The 13,771-nt window shown below is 74.4% G+C and carries 15 protein-coding genes; 9 read left to right on the top strand and 6 right to left on the bottom strand.

Annotated features, from left to right (window positions below; all coding sequences use genetic code 11):
* Positions 1–8: 8 nt before the first annotated feature.
* Positions 9–509, top strand: a complete 501-nt coding sequence (locus GJ743_RS05545) for a Rho termination factor N-terminal domain-containing protein (RefSeq protein ID WP_155050932.1) — start codon at positions 9–11, stop codon at positions 507–509.
* 26 nt (positions 510–535) lie between these two features.
* Here the strand turns inward: GJ743_RS05545 and GJ743_RS05540 are convergent, their stop codons facing one another.
* The gene (locus GJ743_RS05540) at positions 536–1,366 is read right to left on the bottom strand and encodes an alpha/beta fold hydrolase (protein ID WP_155050931.1); all 831 of its coding nucleotides are present in this window, start codon (positions 1,364–1,366) and stop codon (positions 536–538) included.
* Positions 1,367–1,525: 159 nt separating this feature from the next.
* Here GJ743_RS05540 and GJ743_RS05535 point away from each other — a divergent pair, with 159 nt between their 5' ends.
* Together GJ743_RS05535 and GJ743_RS05530 are read left to right on the top strand one after the other, a co-directional pair.
* Positions 1,526–3,049 carry a peptide MFS transporter gene (locus tag GJ743_RS05535; RefSeq protein ID WP_155050930.1) on the top strand — a complete coding sequence of 508 codons (1,524 nt, stop codon included), beginning with the start codon at positions 1,526–1,528 and terminating at the stop codon, positions 3,047–3,049.
* A gap of 70 nt (positions 3,050–3,119) precedes the next feature.
* Entirely contained in the window at positions 3,120–3,905 is a 786-nt protein-coding gene (locus GJ743_RS05530) for a polyprenol monophosphomannose synthase (protein ID WP_328288824.1), read from the top strand.
* Here the strand turns inward: GJ743_RS05530 and GJ743_RS05525 are convergent.
* The 3 genes from GJ743_RS05525 to GJ743_RS05515 form a co-directional block, all read right to left on the bottom strand.
* Positions 3,857–5,131, bottom strand: coding sequence for an ROK family transcriptional regulator (locus GJ743_RS05525; RefSeq protein WP_155050929.1), 1,275 nt, complete (start codon positions 5,129–5,131; stop codon positions 3,857–3,859). The two genes, GJ743_RS05530 and GJ743_RS05525, sit on opposite strands and share 49 nt — an antisense overlap.
* 76 nt (positions 5,132–5,207) lie before the next feature.
* Positions 5,208–6,752 (bottom strand): carboxylesterase/lipase family protein, encoded by a 1,545-nt coding sequence (locus tag GJ743_RS05520; RefSeq protein WP_328288823.1) that lies wholly within the window; start codon positions 6,750–6,752, stop codon positions 5,208–5,210.
* Positions 6,753–6,766: 14 nt separating this feature from the next.
* On the bottom strand, positions 6,767–7,384 hold the full coding sequence (locus tag GJ743_RS05515; protein ID WP_155050928.1) for a TetR/AcrR family transcriptional regulator: 618 nt from the start codon (positions 7,382–7,384) through the stop codon (positions 6,767–6,769).
* 125 nt (positions 7,385–7,509) lie between these two features.
* On the opposite strand from GJ743_RS05515, the gene GJ743_RS05510 reads away from it, so the two are divergent.
* The 6 genes from GJ743_RS05510 (at position 7,510) to GJ743_RS19220 (ending at position 12,196) form a co-directional block, all read left to right on the top strand.
* Complete coding sequence (locus tag GJ743_RS05510; RefSeq protein WP_155050927.1) at positions 7,510–7,986, top strand: hypothetical protein; 477 nt, start codon at positions 7,510–7,512, stop codon at positions 7,984–7,986.
* A 95-nt stretch (positions 7,987–8,081) separates the two neighbouring features.
* A complete protein-coding gene (locus GJ743_RS05505; RefSeq protein WP_155050926.1) occupies positions 8,082–8,873 on the top strand; it encodes an MTAP family purine nucleoside phosphorylase in 792 nt (263 codons plus the stop codon).
* Positions 8,870–9,979 carry an NAD-dependent epimerase/dehydratase family protein gene (locus GJ743_RS05500; protein WP_155050925.1) on the top strand — a complete coding sequence of 370 codons (1,110 nt, stop codon included), beginning with the start codon at positions 8,870–8,872 and terminating at the stop codon, positions 9,977–9,979. Before GJ743_RS05505 ends, GJ743_RS05500 begins: the two co-directional genes overlap by 4 nt.
* A complete protein-coding gene (locus GJ743_RS05495; protein ID WP_155050924.1) occupies positions 9,976–10,659 on the top strand; it encodes a glycosyltransferase family 2 protein in 684 nt (227 codons plus the stop codon). The genes GJ743_RS05500 and GJ743_RS05495 overlap by 4 nt, the downstream gene beginning before the upstream one ends.
* A complete protein-coding gene (locus tag GJ743_RS05490) occupies positions 10,656–11,342 on the top strand; it encodes a TIGR04282 family arsenosugar biosynthesis glycosyltransferase (protein WP_155050923.1) in 687 nt (228 codons plus the stop codon). The genes GJ743_RS05495 and GJ743_RS05490 overlap by 4 nt, the downstream gene beginning before the upstream one ends.
* A complete protein-coding gene (locus GJ743_RS19220) occupies positions 11,339–12,196 on the top strand; it encodes a class I SAM-dependent methyltransferase (protein ID WP_196216927.1) in 858 nt (285 codons plus the stop codon). Before GJ743_RS05490 ends, GJ743_RS19220 begins: the two co-directional genes overlap by 4 nt.
* Here the strand turns inward: GJ743_RS19220 and GJ743_RS05480 are convergent.
* Together GJ743_RS05480 and GJ743_RS05475 are read right to left on the bottom strand one after the other, a co-directional pair.
* Complete coding sequence (locus GJ743_RS05480) at positions 12,082–12,525, bottom strand: hypothetical protein (RefSeq protein ID WP_155050922.1); 444 nt, start codon at positions 12,523–12,525, stop codon at positions 12,082–12,084. The two genes, GJ743_RS19220 and GJ743_RS05480, sit on opposite strands and share 115 nt — an antisense overlap.
* The gene (locus tag GJ743_RS05475; RefSeq protein WP_230386543.1) at positions 12,522–13,712 is read right to left on the bottom strand and encodes a molybdopterin-dependent oxidoreductase; all 1,191 of its coding nucleotides are present in this window, start codon (positions 13,710–13,712) and stop codon (positions 12,522–12,524) included. The genes GJ743_RS05480 and GJ743_RS05475 overlap by 4 nt, the downstream gene beginning before the upstream one ends.
* Between the last annotated feature and the right edge of the window lie 59 nt (positions 13,713–13,771).

The following is a 13,771-nucleotide window of genomic DNA, read 5'->3' as shown; positions in this document are numbered from 1 at the left end:
GATCGACGATGGCACCTGCGAACACCGACCAGAACGCTGCCGTGAAGGCGCTCGGCGCTGCGAAGCGGCTCGCCGCCCGAGCCGGGCAGGCCACGCGCGAGCGGCTGCGCACGCTCCGGCGCGCGAACACGACGACGGATGCCGCGGGCGCGGCGACCGCGGATGAGCCCGTGGCGGGCCCCGCGGCAGGCGAGCCCGTGGCGGGCGCGTCCGCGTCCGCGTCGGGCGCCGTCGAGGCTGCGCCCCAGCCCGCCGTTCCGGCGTCCGCCGAGCCCGGGACCGGCTCGAAGCCCGCTGCCGACGAGCCGGCCGCTGCGAAGCCGCCGACCACGAGGAAGCCCGCGGCCAAGCCCGGGGCGAAGCCCGCGACCAGACCCGGCGCGAAGCCCGCGACGGCCGACCTGGCGTCGCGCACCGTCCCCGAGCTTCGCGCACTCGCGAAGGATCGCGGCGTCACGGGCTACTCGCGCATGACGAAGCCGCAGCTGCTCGAAGCGCTCGCGGGCTGAGCCGGCGGCGCGCCGCCGCGCCGGGCCTACGACGCGACGAACGTCAGCAGCACCGCGTTGATCTCCTCGGCGTGCGTCCACGGCATGCCGTGCGGCGCGCCCTCGATCTCGATGTACTCCGCCGTGGGGAGCATCGGGTGGAAGCGCCGAGCCGTGGCGTCGATCGGCAGGATGCGGTCGGCGGTGCCGTGCACGATGAGCGCGGGCACGTCGATGCGCTCGATGTCGGCGCGGAAGTCCGTGAGCCACGTGTCGACGCACGCCGACGCGGCGTACCAGCCCACGCTCGAGGCCGTCGCCCAGTTCCCGCGCACCGCGGCCTCCGAGATGCGCGAGCCGAGGTTCTCGTCGAGGTTGTAGAAGTTCCCGAAGAACCCGTCGAACCACGCGAACCGATCGGCCTCGGCCTGCGCCCTCAGCCCGTCGAAGTCGGGCGCGGCGCCCTCGGGATTGTCGTCGGTCTGCCGCAGGTACGGCCCGAGCGAACCGAGGAACACGGCCTTCGATATGCGATCGCTGCCGTACGTGCCGAGGTAGCGGCCGACCTCGCCGGTGCCCATCGAGAAGCCGACGAGCGTGACGTCCGTCAGGTCGAGCGCGTCGAGCAGGGCCTTCAGGTCGGCGGCGAACGTGTCGAAGTCGTACCCCGTGGTGGGCTTCGACGACGCGCCGAAGCCGCGCCGGTCGTACGTGACGACGCGGTAGCCGGCGCCGAGGAGGGCTCGCGTCTGCCGCTCCCACGACGCCCCGTCGAGCGGATAGCCGTGGATGAGCACGACTGGTCGGCCCTCGCCGTGGTCCTCGTAGTGGAGCTCGATGGGCGCGGAATTCTCGGTTCCGACGGTGAGGTGCGGCATGCTCGGTGTCCCCCTGCGGTCGTGCCTGCGGTCGTGTGCTCGGCAAGTCCAGCACCCGCCGACGGGCGGGACAAGGCCCCCGCGACGGATGCCGCGACCCCTGACCGTTCGCGGCGAACGGGTGTAATGTGCTGGGCCATGCGAGACGACGATCGTCCGATGGGTGAGCGCGACGAGTCGGCGGCGGGGGCGGGGGCGAGCGCCGGGGTGACGGCGCCGCCGACCGAGTCGGGCCACCGCGACGACCGGGCCGACCGGGGCTTCTTCGGCCAGCCGCGTGCGCTCGCGCACATCTTCGGCGTGGAGATGTGGGAGCGGTTCAGCTTCTACGGCATGCAGTCGATCCTGCTGCTCTACCTGTACTTCTCGGTGTCCGAGGGCGGACTCGGCATGGAGCAGAGCGCCGCCGCCGGCATCGTCGGCGCGTACGGCGGCGCCGTGTACCTGTCGACGATCCTCGGCGCGTGGATCGCCGACCGCCTGCTCGGCAGCGAGAAGGTGCTGTTCTTCTCGGCGATCGTGATCATGGCGGGCCACATCGCCCTCGCGCTGCTGCCCGGCTTCCTCGGCGTCGGCGTCGGCCTGGTGCTCGTCGCCTTCGGCTCGGGCGGCCTGAAGGCGAACGCGACGAGCGTGGTCGGCACGCTCTACTCGCGCGACGATCCGCGGCGGGATGCCGGCTTCGCCCTGTTCTACCTCGGCATCAACCTGGGCGCCTTCCTCGGTCCGCTCATCACCGGGCTCCTCCAGTCGACGGTCGGATTCCACTGGGGCTTCGGTGCGGCGGCGGTCGGGATGGCCATCGGGCTCATCCAGTACTCGTTCGGGCGGAAGGGGCTGCCGCCCGAGGCATCCGTCGTGCCCAACCCGCTGCCGCGCGAGCGGCGCGGACTCGTCATCGGCATCGCGATCGCGGCCGTGATCCTCGTCGTCGCGCTCGTGCTGACACGCCTCGTCACTGCGGAGAACCTCGTGACCTGGGTGATCGGCGGCACGGTGGTCGCGGCGGTGGCGTACTTCATCGTGATCCTGACGAGCCGCGCGGTGAGCGCCGTCGAGCGCAGCCGCGTGTTCGGGTTCATACCGTTGTTCATCGCGAGCGTGGCGTTCTGGTCGCTCTACCAGCAGCAGTTCACCGTGCTCACGATCTACTCCGACGAGCAGCTCGACCGGAACCTCTTCGGCTGGGAGATGCCGATCTCGTGGGTGCAGTCGATCAACCCGGTGTTCATCATCCTGCTCTCAGGCGTGTTCGCGGCGATCTGGACGAAGCTCGGCGACCGGCAGCCGTCGACGCCCGTGAAGTTCGCACTCGGCACGACGATCATGGGCGTGGCGTTCCTGCTGTTCCTGCCGTTCGCAGGCGGCGGGCCGAACTCGACCCCGCTGCTGGCGATCGTCGGGATCCTCTTCGTGTTCACGGTCGCCGAGCTGCTGCTCTCGCCGGTCGGGCTGTCGGTGGCGACGAAGCTGGCGCCCGAGAAGTTCCACACGCAGATGGTGGCGCTCTTCTTCCTGTCCGTCGCGCTCGGCACCGCGATCGCCGGGCAGCTGGCGGAGTTCTACTCGGCCGTGCCCGAGGGGGTCTACTTCGGCGTGCTCGGCGCGATCGCGATCGTGCTCGGCGGGGCACTCGCGCTGGCGACGCGGCCCGTGCTGCGGCTCATGCAGGGGGTGCGCTGAGCCGGTTCGCCGCCCGTCAGCGCGGCCCGGTACGATGCCCTGACATGTCGTCGCGTGTGAGGAGGAGCCCGTGAGCGGAACGCTCGTGGTGATCCCCACGTACGACGAGCGCGAGAATCTCCCCGGGATCGTCGCACGCGTGCGAGCCGCGGTGCCGAGCGCGGCCGTGCTCGTCGTCGATGACGGTTCGCCCGACGGCACCGGCGAGCTCGCCGATGAGATGGCCGCCGCGGATGCCTCGGTGAACGTGCTGCACCGGCGCGGCAAGGAGGGGCTCGGCGCCGCGTACCTCGCCGCCTTCGACTGGGCCCTGGAGCGCGGCTTCGATCCGATCGTGCAACTCGACGCCGACGGTTCGCACCTGCCCGAGCAGCTTCCGGCACTCCTCGACGCGCTCGAGACGACGGATGACGCGGGGCGAGCGGCCGACGTCGTGATCGGCTCGCGGTGGGTGCCCGGCGGTTCGGCGGTGAACTGGCCCCGTCGACGGATCTGGCTCTCGAAGACCGGCAGCACCTATTCGCGGTGGATGCTCGGGCTTCCCGTGAAGGACGCGACCGCCGGGTACCGCGTGTATCGCGCGGAAGCGCTGCGGGCCCTGCACCTCGAGGACGTCCACACCAAGGGCTACGGCTTCCAGGTCGACATGACCTGGCACGCCGTCATGGCCGGGCTGCGCCTCGTGGAGGTGCCGGTCACGTTCGTCGAGCGCGAGCTGGGGCGGTCGAAGATGAGCGCGGCGATCGTGTTCGAGGCGATGGGTCGGGTGACGGCGTGGGGCATCGCTCGCCGCTTCCGCCCGGCGCGTCAGGCGACGGCGGAGGCCAGGACGGACCGCAGGCCGTCGCGCGCCTGACGGCGTGCGCCCTCGAGCCCGAGGTCGTCGCCGGGCCTCCCGGCCGTGAGGCGCGGGATCGCGTTCAACGCGCCGTTGCCGACGGTCGGCCGGTTGTCGCGGAACGACGCGTCGATGTCGGCGACGAGCGGCGCCCACCATCCGCCGACGATGACGACGTCGGGATCGATCGCGGGCACGACGACCTGCAGGGCGCGGCCGATCCAGAGCGCGGCGTCGAGCCATGCCCAGCGTGCGCGGTCCTCGGAGTCGGCGATCCGACCCTCCAGTTCGGCGATCGCGGCCTTCCGGCCGTACGTCAGCTCGAAGTCCTGGAGTTCGGCCTTGGCGAGCACGACGTCGGGTGCGGCGACGGTGGCGAGGCATCCGCGCTGGCCGCACTCGCACCTGATGCCGTTCGGCACGATCGGGAGATGCCCGAACGTGCCGGCCAGTCCGTGTGCGCCCGAGTACGGCTCGCCGCGGATGACGATCGCGGCGGAGACCTGCGCGTCGCCCGAGATGTGCAGCACGACCTCGTCGAGGTGCCCGGTTCCGTCACCCGCCTCGCTCGCGGCGCGGGCGGATGCCGTCGTGCGGAGCGTCGGTGGGACGACGAGATCGGGCTCGATGCCCGCCAGGCGATCCGACCTGGCGCGGAGCGCGGCGACGACGTCGAGCGGTTCGAGTCCGAGCGTCGCGTCGCCGATGGCGAGTGCGGGAGCCCCGACGACCGCCCCCTGCACGAGGAGCGTGACGTCGGCGATGTCATGCCCCTCCCGCTCGGCCTGCGCGATGGCGCGGTCGACGACGACGGCGAGGGCGTCGAGCGGGGCGGCGCTCGCGGGGCGCGGGTCGTCGTCGGCGATCGCGACGGGCTCCTCGTAGCGTGCGGTCTCGGTGCCATCGAGCTCGGAGAGCGTGGCGACGGCGTCGTCGCCGGCGACGCCGGCGGTGAGGAGCAGGCGGTCGGCGATCCCGAGGCGGAGTCGGCCATGGCGCGCGTGGTCGCCACCGGGTTCGACGAGCACGCCGGCCTCGATCAGTCGAGCGACGAGCCCCGAGACGGCGGTCCGTCCGAGGCCGGTCGCGCCGGCGAGCTCTGCGCGCGTGGCGCTGCCGTGCGCGAACAGGTGGTCGACCAGTCGCCCCGCGTGCTCGGCGCGGCCCGCCTGGTTCGCCGCGGTGCTCTCTGAGGGGTCGTGGGCTGACGGGTCGTGGGCTGCGGTGGCGCCGGGCTGCGTCATGGCGCCAGCATGACGGCTCGGGACAGCGCGCGAGAAGTGCCCCGTTCGGGGGGTGGAGATGGAGCGGTCGGCCGCGTCACACCCCCGCGAGCGGCCGCGCCGAGGCGTACGCGTCGGGAACGGTCGCGATCGTCAGGTCGTACACCCGTGCCGGGAAGGCCTCGCCCGCCGCGGTCGGCCAGGACGGATCCGCGCCGCGGACGAACGCGACGACATCGGCGTGCACGTGGTCCGCGAGGCCCTGCGGCGGGCGGGCGCCCGCGATCGCGGGCACGTGGCCCTCCGCGAGCACGTCGAACAGGAACGGCACGTCGAGGCAGTGCACCGCGGCGCCGGAGACGGGGGAGCGCCACGAGAACCGGTACGCCCAGGTCGCCGCCGGGGCCGCGCCATCCGTCGCCGCCACGGCCGCGCCGAGCTCGCGGGCCGCGACCATGCGCACGAGGGGCGCGCGGAAGACGTGGTCGCTGACGTAGCGTCCGAGCACGGCGGCCGTGCCGTGGAGGCGTTCGCCGCGGTTGGCCTCGAGCCACTCGGAGCGTCGCGGCTCGAGGAGTCCGAGTCGCTTCAGGGCCGCCTTCCGCGACACCCAGCGAAGCCGCCCGGCGGCGCTGCGGAAGGCCGACGAGAACTCGTCGTCGGTCGTCCCGAGCACGAGCGGCACCGAGGCGCCGACTCCCGCCGCGATCGACGACGCGGTCTTCGCCGGGACCACGCGCCCGTCGACGACCGGCCCGAGCGGAAGCCCCGCGGCGACGAGCTCCGCGCCGCCGCCTCGGGCGCCGCGCGGCGGCTGGAGCGCCTCCCGTTGGAGCTGCCGGATGCGCTCCTCGGACAGCGAACGCAGCCCGTCGAGGTCGGGGCGGATGCCGCCGAGCTCGCCGATCCGCCGCGCGAACGCCTGCGCCCGCTCGCGCGACACGTCGGCGACGGCGGGGGAGACCGCCCACGCGCGGTGGAAGAGACCCTGCGCCCGCGGCATCCCGAGGAGCGTCAGGACGGCTCCGCCGCCCGCGGACTGCCCGGCGATCGTCACGCGCCGCGGATCGCCGCCGAAGGCGGCGACGTGGTCGCGGACCCACTCGAGTGCGAGCAGCCAGTCGAGCACGCCGCGGTTCGGCGCGGCGCCGGCGATCCAGCCGAAGCCGTCGAAGCCCAGTCGGTACGACACGTTGACCGTCACGACGCCGTCGCGGTTGAACGTGCGGCCGTCGTACCAGGGGCTGGCGGGCGAGCCGGCGACGTAGCCGCCGCCGTGGAACCACACGAGGACGGGCAGCCCGCCGGCACCGTCAGCCTCGGACGCCTCGCCGGTGTGCGGCGCCGGCGTGAAGACGTCCACGTTCAGCGTCGCGTCGCCGGGCACCGACGGCTCCGGGATGAGCGTGGCACCGGGGTCGCCGCGCTGCGGCGTGGGGCCGTGCTCGAGCGCGTCGCGCACGCCGTCCCAGGGGCGGGCGGGCACCGGCGGGGCGAAGCGCAGATCGCCCACGGGCGGTTCGGCGAAGGGGATGCCGAGGAACGCCGCCGACGCTCCCGGCGTGCCGGGAGCGCCCCGCCACCTCCCGCGCACCGTCCCGGACCTCGTCCGGACGTCGACGGTCGGGGCGGGGTCTGGCACGGGGTCTCCTTCGGTCAGGCCTCGGCTGGCGGGGACGGTGCCGCGGGCGAACCGGCGGGCTCGAGCAGCCGCAGCAGGGCCGACACGTGCGTCGCCATGTCGACGGTCGGGTCCATGAGCCACTGGACCTGGAGGCCGTCGGCCGCGGCCAGGATGAGCATGGCGGCCCGTTCGGCATCGACGTCGGCGCGGACCGTGCCCTCGGCCTGCATGCGGCGGATGTCGACGGCGACGATGTCCCGGAAGGTCCGCGTCCGCTCGGCGAAGAACGCGTGCGCCGGGTGGGCGGGGTCGGTCGCCTCGGCCGACAGGCGCACGTACAGCTGGATCAGGCCGGGCACGTCGGCGTTGCGGTCGATGGTCTGGCGGAAGCCCTCGAACGTCGAGACCTCGCCCATCCGCTCCTCGACGCGCTGCAGGTCGGTCTCGTCGCGCTTGCGGAGGACCGCGGCGAAGAGCTCCTCCTTGGTGCCGAAGTAGTGCAGGAGCCCGGCCTGGCTGAGCCCCACCGCCTCGGCGAGCTCGCGGACGGACGCGCGCCCGTACCCCTCGCGAGCGATGACCTCGAGTGCGGCCGTCAGGATCTCCTCGCGCTTCGCGACGCCCTTCGCGTACGCCCCACGCCGTGCCATGCCATCGATACTAGGTTGCGTCGCGCCGTCGACCCGTCAAGGGGTTGGGGCCGGATGCCTCGCGGCGTACGCTGCCCGTGCGGGCGACCCGCCGTGGCCGCCCTGCCGACACGCGAGGGGGACGCATGCCGAAGACCACTGCCGACCGCGATGCCCGCCGGGATGCGAAGCGCGCCGTGAAGGAGGCGGAGCGCGCCGGGAAGCAGGCGCGCAAGCTCGCCTCGTCGCTGCCCGAACCGGCGAAGTCGAGGGTGAAGTCCGTGGCATCCGCCGAGCGGCGACGCATCGTCATCGTCAAGCGCGAGGCCGACCGCGTGCCCTACGCCGCGCGTCGCGCGGCCAGGCGCTCGTCGGCGCGCCTCGAGCGGGTGTCCGTCCGCTACGGCACGGCAGGCGGGCGGGCGTCCTCCGCCGATGCGTCCCGCACGGGCGGCGCGGCGAAGTCGATCGAGCGCCAGCGCAAGCAGGTGAAGCGGCCCTCGAACATGGCGATCGTGAGCGGCTTCCGCACGCTGTTCTCCGCGATCACGACGCCGACCGACCAGGAGCGCGCCCGGAAGACCGCCAAGGAGCGCGTGCGGCGGATGAACCGCGGGGACTGACGTGACGATGCGCGCGACGACGGGACGCCTCCGCGTCACCGGATCGTAAGGAACCTCCTCGAACCGGCGGAGCGGGGGACGGGCAGGGTTGAGCCATGGACGCGGTGGGGGTGATCGGCGGCACGGGGCTCGCCGCGCTGGTCGACGGCGAGACGAGCGAGCACGCGACGCCGTTCGGCACGGCGCTCGTCACGTCGGGTGAGCTCGCCGGCCGGCCGGTGGCGTTCCTCGCCCGCCACGGCGACGGGCACACCATCCCGCCGCACCGCATCAACGCGCGTGCGAACGCGTGGGCGCTCGCCGACCTCGGGGTGCGCGCGGTCGTGTCGACGGCGGCCGTCGGGTCGCTCCGGGCCGAGTTCCCGACGCAGTCGTGGGCGATCCCCGACCAGCTCCTCGATCGCACGTGGGGTCGGGGGGACACGTTCTACGACGCCTCGCTCGTGCGGCACCTGCCGTTCGCCGAGCCGTTCTGCCCCGATCTGCGGCGCATCGCGGTCGAGGCGCTGCCGGATGCCGCGCCGCGTGCGACCGTCGCGGTGATCCAGGGTCCGAGGTTCTCCACGCGGGCCGAGGCATCCCTGCTCCGCGACAGCGGTGCAGACCTCGTGAACATGACGCTCTGCCCCGAGGTGGCGCTCGCCGCCGAACTGGGAATGGGCACCGTGACGCTCTGCCTCGTGACCGACACCGACACCGGGCACGTCGAGGACGACCCCGATGCGGTGACCGCCGAGCTCGTGTTCCGCCGCCTCGCCGAGGCTCGCCCTCGCGTGCTCGCATCGCTCGAGCGGATCGTCGCCGCGATCCCGGCGGACTACTCGCCTCGCGAACTCATCGACGGCGAGGCGATCGCGCACGTGCTCGGACTCCCGGTGGTGAGATGACGCTCCTCGTCACCGGCGGTGCCGGGTTCATCGGCGGCGAGGTCGTGCGCCTCGCCCTCGAACGGGGCGACGCGGTGCGGGTGCTCGATTCGCTGCGCGCCGACGTGCACGCGGCATCCGTCGCCCCGCCCGACGGCGTGGAGTTCGTGCACGGCGACGTGCGCGACCCGGCGGTGCTCGACCGGGCGCTCGCCGGCGTCGACGCGGTGTTCCACGAGGCGGCGAAGGTGGGCCTCGGCGTCGACCTGCAGGACGCGCCCGACTACGTCGCGTCGAACGTGCTCGGCACGGCCGAGCTGGCCGCGGCGTTGGCGCGGGCGCGCGTCGGCCGGCTCGTGCTCGCGTCGTCGATGGTCGTCTACGGCGAGGGGGCGTATCGCGACGCCGAGGGGCGCCGGCGCCGGCCCGCCGCGCGCACCGTCGCCGACCTGGACGCCGGGCGCTTCGAGCCGCGCGACCCCGAGACGGGGCATCCGCTCGAGCCCGACCTCGTCGACGAGGACGACGTGCTCGACCCGCGCAACGTCTACGCCCTGACGAAGCTCGCGCAGGAGCACCTGGCCTCGGCGTGGGCGCGCTCGACCGGCGGTCGAGCGGCGCTCCTCAGGTACCACAACGTCTACGGGCCGCGGATGCCGCGCGACACTCCCTATGCCGGTGTCGCGGCGATCTTCCGCTCGTCGCTCGCGCGTGGCGGGGCGCCCCGCGTCTTCGAGGACGGCGCGCAGCGCCGCGACTTCGTGCACGTGACGGATGTCGCGGGCGCCAACCTCGCCGCCGCCGACGCGCTCGACGAGCTGCCGGGAGGAACGGCACGGGCGTTCAACGTCGGCTCGGGCGTCGTCACCACCGTCGGCGAACTCGCCGCGGGCCTCGCACGCGCGATGGGCGGGCCCGAGCCGATCGTGACGGGCGAGTACCGGCTCGGCGACGTGCGGCACATCACCGCGTCATCCGCTCGCGCCAGGGCGGAGCTCGATTGGGCGCCGCGCGTCGCGCTCGCCGACGGGCTCGCCGAGTTCGCGTCGGCCGAAGCCGACTCGTCGGCGGCAGATGGAGGCGGGCCCGAGCAGGGCCGCCTCGCGTCGGAGGGAGTCGCGCGATGACCCCTGGAACCGACGGCGGGCCGCGCGTCGACCTCGTGCTGCCATGCCTCGACGAGGAGCGGGCGCTGCCGTGGGTGCTCGGGCGGCTGCCCGACGGCGTGCGCGCGATCGTCGTCGACAACGCCTCGACCGATCGCTCGGCCGAGGTCGCGCGCGAGCACGGCGCGACCGTCGTCACCGAGCCCCGTCGCGGATTCGGCGCGGCGGCCAACGCGGGCCTCGAGGCCGCGACCGCGCCGCTCGTCGCCTTCTGCGACGCCGACGCGTCGCTCGATCCCGCCGACCTCCCGGCGCTCGTCGCGCTCGTCGAACGCGGCGAAGCCGACCTCGTGCTCGGTCGCCGCCGCCCGACGAGCGGCTCGGCCTGGCCGCCGCACGCGCGGCTCGCGAACCGGGTCCTCGCCGCGCGAATGACGCGACGCACGGGCACGCGCCTGCACGACCTCGGGCCGATGCGCGTCGCCGAGACCGCGCGCCTCCAGGCGCTCGGCATCCGCGACCGGCGCAGCGGCTTCCCGCTCGAGATGGTGCTGCGGGCCGCCGCGGGCGGATGGCGCATCCGCGAACTCGACGTGCCCTACCGGCCACGCGAGGGGCGGTCGAAGGTGACCGGGACCGTGCGCGGCACGCTCACCGCGATCGGCGACATGTCGCGCATCTTCCGCGAGGTGCACGCATGACCGCCGTGGCCGTCATCGCGAAGGAGTGCCGGCCCGGTCGCGTGAAGACCCGGCTCGTCCCGCCGTTCACGCCCGAAGAGGCCGCCGCGCTCGCCGCGGCGGCGCTCGTCGACACGCTCGACGTCGTCGGCGCGCTGCCCGTCGAGCGGCGCGTGCTTTACTTCGACGGCGACGTGGTGCCCGCGGCGGCGGCCGGCTTCGACGTGCTCGCCCAGTCGGCGGGCGAGCTCGATGCCCGGCTCGCGCACCTGTTCGACGTGGTCGACGAGCCGATGCTCCTCGTGGGGATGGACACGCCCCAGCTCACGCCGAGCCTCGTGGCGTCGGCGCTCGCCATGGGCGATCGCGTGGCGATCGGCTCGAAGACCGGAGTGGCATCGATCAGCGGCCGCACCGGCGGCGGTCCGACGCCTGACGCGTGGCTCGGCCCGGCCGCCGACGGCGGCTTCTGGGCGCTCGCGATGCGCGAGCCCGACGGGGCCGTGGTCCGCGGGGTCTCCATGTCGCGCGACGACACCGGGCGACGGCAGCTCGAACGGCTCGAGGCGGCCGGGCTCGTCGTGGGCCTGCTCGACGAGCTCACCGACGTCGACACGGCCGAGTCCGCGGCATCCGTCGCCCTCGCGGCGCCCGGCACGCGGTTCGCCCGGCTGCACCGCGAGCTCACGCGAGGTCGGCGATGAGCGCCCCGCCGCTCCGGCCGCCGCCGGCCGCCACCGGGCCGAGCGCCCCGGCCGGCCGCGCACGGGCGAGCGCAGGAGGCGAGGGCGACGCGCCGCGTCGGGCCGCACCGCCCGAACCGGTCGCCTTCGGGGCCGGTCGCGGCGAGCCGTACGTGCGACTGCTCGCTGGCCAGGATGTCGCGACGCTCTCGCTCCGCGGCGCCGACGGCACCTCGCACCGGCTCGACGCGGGCAGCTGGGTGCGTCCGGCCGGCGACGCCGACCTCACGGTGCTCGACCGCGCCACGGGGCCGATGCTCGACATCGGCTGCGGGCCCGGTCGGATGCTGCACGCCGCCGACGCCCGATCGCTGCCCGCGCTCGGCATCGACGTCGCGCCGCACGCCGTCGAGCGCGCGCGGCGCGCGGGCGGCCTCGCGCTGCAGCGGTCGGTCTTCGACCGGCTTCCGCTCGAGGGGCGCTGGCAGAGCGTGCTGCTGATGGACGGCAACATCGGCATCGGCGGCGACCCGGCCGCACTGCTCCAGCGGTGCGCGGAGCTCGTGACCGGCGGCGGCCAGGTGCTCGTCGAGGTCGACGCCGACGCCGACCTCGCGGTCGTCGGCCACTGCACGCTGGTCGACGACGACGGGCGCGAGAGCGAGCCGTTCCCCTGGGCGCGTCTCGGCTGGGCGGCGGTGGCCGAGCTCGCGACCGAGGCGGGCCTCGCGGTCGCCGAGCACTGGGACGCCGCGGGGCGTCACTTCGTGCGCGCGGCGCGCTCGGCGCGGAGGAGCCTCGTGCGCGAGACGCGCAGCGCGATCGCGGCGACGACCAGCAGCACGGCCCAGATGACCGCGAGCGCGATGCCGTAGGAGCCGACGAGGATCGTCGGGTTCGGATTGCCGAGCGTCGAGGCGACGAGCGCGGGCACCGTGATCGCCGTGAGGATCGCGCCGACGACGAGCGCGCCCTGCGCGATCGTGACGCCGCGATCGCCGACCCGGCCGCGCACGCGCGCGGCGCCGAGCCCGATCGCGACGACGACGGGCGCCACCACGCCGTCGTGCAGCAGGATCGCCGCGCCGACCCACACCGCGATGCCGAGCCAGCGCGAGGGCGCGATCTCGGTCAGCACCAGGAACCCGCCGAAGGCAGCGAGCCCGAGCCCGACCCCGACGAGCGCGGTGCGCGCCGCCCTCATGCCGTCACCTCGATCCGCCGCAGCCACTTCGTCTGCATGACGCCCGGGCGCCCCGGCGCGATCACACGGGCCGGGAATCCGTGGTCGAGGTCGAGCGTCCCGCCGTTCAGCTCGAGGGCGACGAGCGTGAGCGGGTCGCGCGCGTACTGCGGCGGCATCTCGGTGCGCGCGAACGCGCCGCGCTCCTGCAGGCTCTCGATCCGGAGCGGCGCCGTCGGCTCCGCGGCGTCCGCTGCCGCGAGCAGGTCGACGAGCCGGACGCCGCGCCACGTCGCCGACTGGCTCCACCCCTCGACGCAGGCGATCGGCAGCACCTCCTCGGCCTGCGGCAGGGCACGCAGGTCGTCGAGCGTGAAGTCGCGCGAGCCCGACGGCGTCGCGACGGTGAGCACCCAGTCCGGCGCGACCGCCGTCTCCGTGACGCCCGCCTGCGCGGCCGTGCGGTTGATCGGCAGTCCCTGCGGGCCGACGCCCATCCGGCGCGGTGCGAGCACGTTGAGCGGGGCGAGCGCGGGCACGGTCTGGCCGGCCGTGAGGGCGACGGCGGATGCCACGGCCGCGCCGACCGCGGCGAGGAATCCGCGACGCGAGACGAACCGCCCCGCGGCATCCGCCCGGTCGCCCTCGGGTCGCCGCCAGACCTTCGCGATGACCGGCAGCTTCACGCCGAGGTGGATCGCGAGCGCCCCGATGAGCACCCACGCGAGCGCGAAGTGGGTGGCGCGGAACGGGAACGGGAATGCGTACCACTGCACGAGGTTCATCAGGCCGATCGTCACCTCGACGAGCGAGACGCCCACGAGCACGGCGATCGACGCGCGCTCCAGGAAGTGCGGCACCGACCGCACGGGCGGCCACGCGAACAGGCGCGGGTAGACCGTCCAGAGCTTCGCGAGCAGCAGGGGCACGGCGGCCGTGCCCGTGATGACGTGCAGGCCCTGCGTCACGCGGTAGAGCTCCACCGGCCTCGTCGGCATCGGCAGCCACGGCAGCGGGCTCTGCAGCAGGTGGCTGTAGACGCCCGTGGCGAAGCAGATGAGGAACGCGGCGCCGAGCAGGCGGCCGATCACGACCGTCGTGCGTGCGGCCTTCACCGGCGGGTCGGATGCCGCGTCGTGCGCGGCACCCATGAGCGGCTCGAGTCGCTCGGCGATCCGGGCCGAGGCGCGTTCGGTGAAGCCGGCCATGCCCCCAGTCGACCACCGCGGCGCGCCGGATGCGACGCGCGGAGCTTACGGTTCGCGGA

It is taken from the genome of Agromyces bracchium (assembly GCF_009709675.1).
Taxonomy (GTDB): domain Bacteria; phylum Actinomycetota; class Actinomycetes; order Actinomycetales; family Microbacteriaceae; genus Agromyces; species Agromyces bracchium.
Note: the sequence above shows the minus strand (reverse complement) of the source record. Positions and strands in the feature narration are given on the sequence as shown.

What these genes read in the sequence shown, in the direction of transcription:
- GJ743_RS19220 (WP_196216927.1), top strand. Translation starts at nt 11,339, where the DNA reads ATGAGCGCCCCGCCGCTCCGGCCGCCGCCGGCCGCCACCGGGCCGAGC.
- GJ743_RS05495 (WP_155050924.1), top strand. Translation starts at nt 9,976, where the DNA reads ATGACCCCTGGAACCGACGGCGGGCCGCGCGTCGACCTCGTGCTGCCA.
- GJ743_RS05480 (WP_155050922.1), bottom strand. Translation starts at nt 12,525, where the DNA reads ATGAGGGCGGCGCGCACCGCGCTCGTCGGGGTCGGGCTCGGGCTCGCT.
- GJ743_RS05490 (WP_155050923.1), top strand. Translation starts at nt 10,656, where the DNA reads ATGACCGCCGTGGCCGTCATCGCGAAGGAGTGCCGGCCCGGTCGCGTG.
- GJ743_RS05540 (WP_155050931.1), bottom strand. Translation starts at nt 1,366, where the DNA reads ATGCCGCACCTCACCGTCGGAACCGAGAATTCCGCGCCCATCGAGCTC.
- GJ743_RS05535 (WP_155050930.1), top strand. Translation starts at nt 1,526, where the DNA reads ATGGGTGAGCGCGACGAGTCGGCGGCGGGGGCGGGGGCGAGCGCCGGG.
- GJ743_RS05475 (WP_230386543.1), bottom strand. Translation starts at nt 13,712, where the DNA reads ATGGCCGGCTTCACCGAACGCGCCTCGGCCCGGATCGCCGAGCGACTC.
- GJ743_RS05525 (WP_155050929.1), bottom strand. Translation starts at nt 5,131, where the DNA reads ATGACGCAGCCCGGCGCCACCGCAGCCCACGACCCGTCAGCCCACGAC.
- GJ743_RS05545 (WP_155050932.1), top strand. Translation starts at nt 9, where the DNA reads ATGGCACCTGCGAACACCGACCAGAACGCTGCCGTGAAGGCGCTCGGC.
- GJ743_RS05510 (WP_155050927.1), top strand. Translation starts at nt 7,510, where the DNA reads ATGCCGAAGACCACTGCCGACCGCGATGCCCGCCGGGATGCGAAGCGC.
- GJ743_RS05515 (WP_155050928.1), bottom strand. Translation starts at nt 7,384, where the DNA reads ATGGCACGGCGTGGGGCGTACGCGAAGGGCGTCGCGAAGCGCGAGGAG.
- GJ743_RS05505 (WP_155050926.1), top strand. Translation starts at nt 8,082, where the DNA reads ATGGACGCGGTGGGGGTGATCGGCGGCACGGGGCTCGCCGCGCTGGTC.
- GJ743_RS05500 (WP_155050925.1), top strand. Translation starts at nt 8,870, where the DNA reads ATGACGCTCCTCGTCACCGGCGGTGCCGGGTTCATCGGCGGCGAGGTC.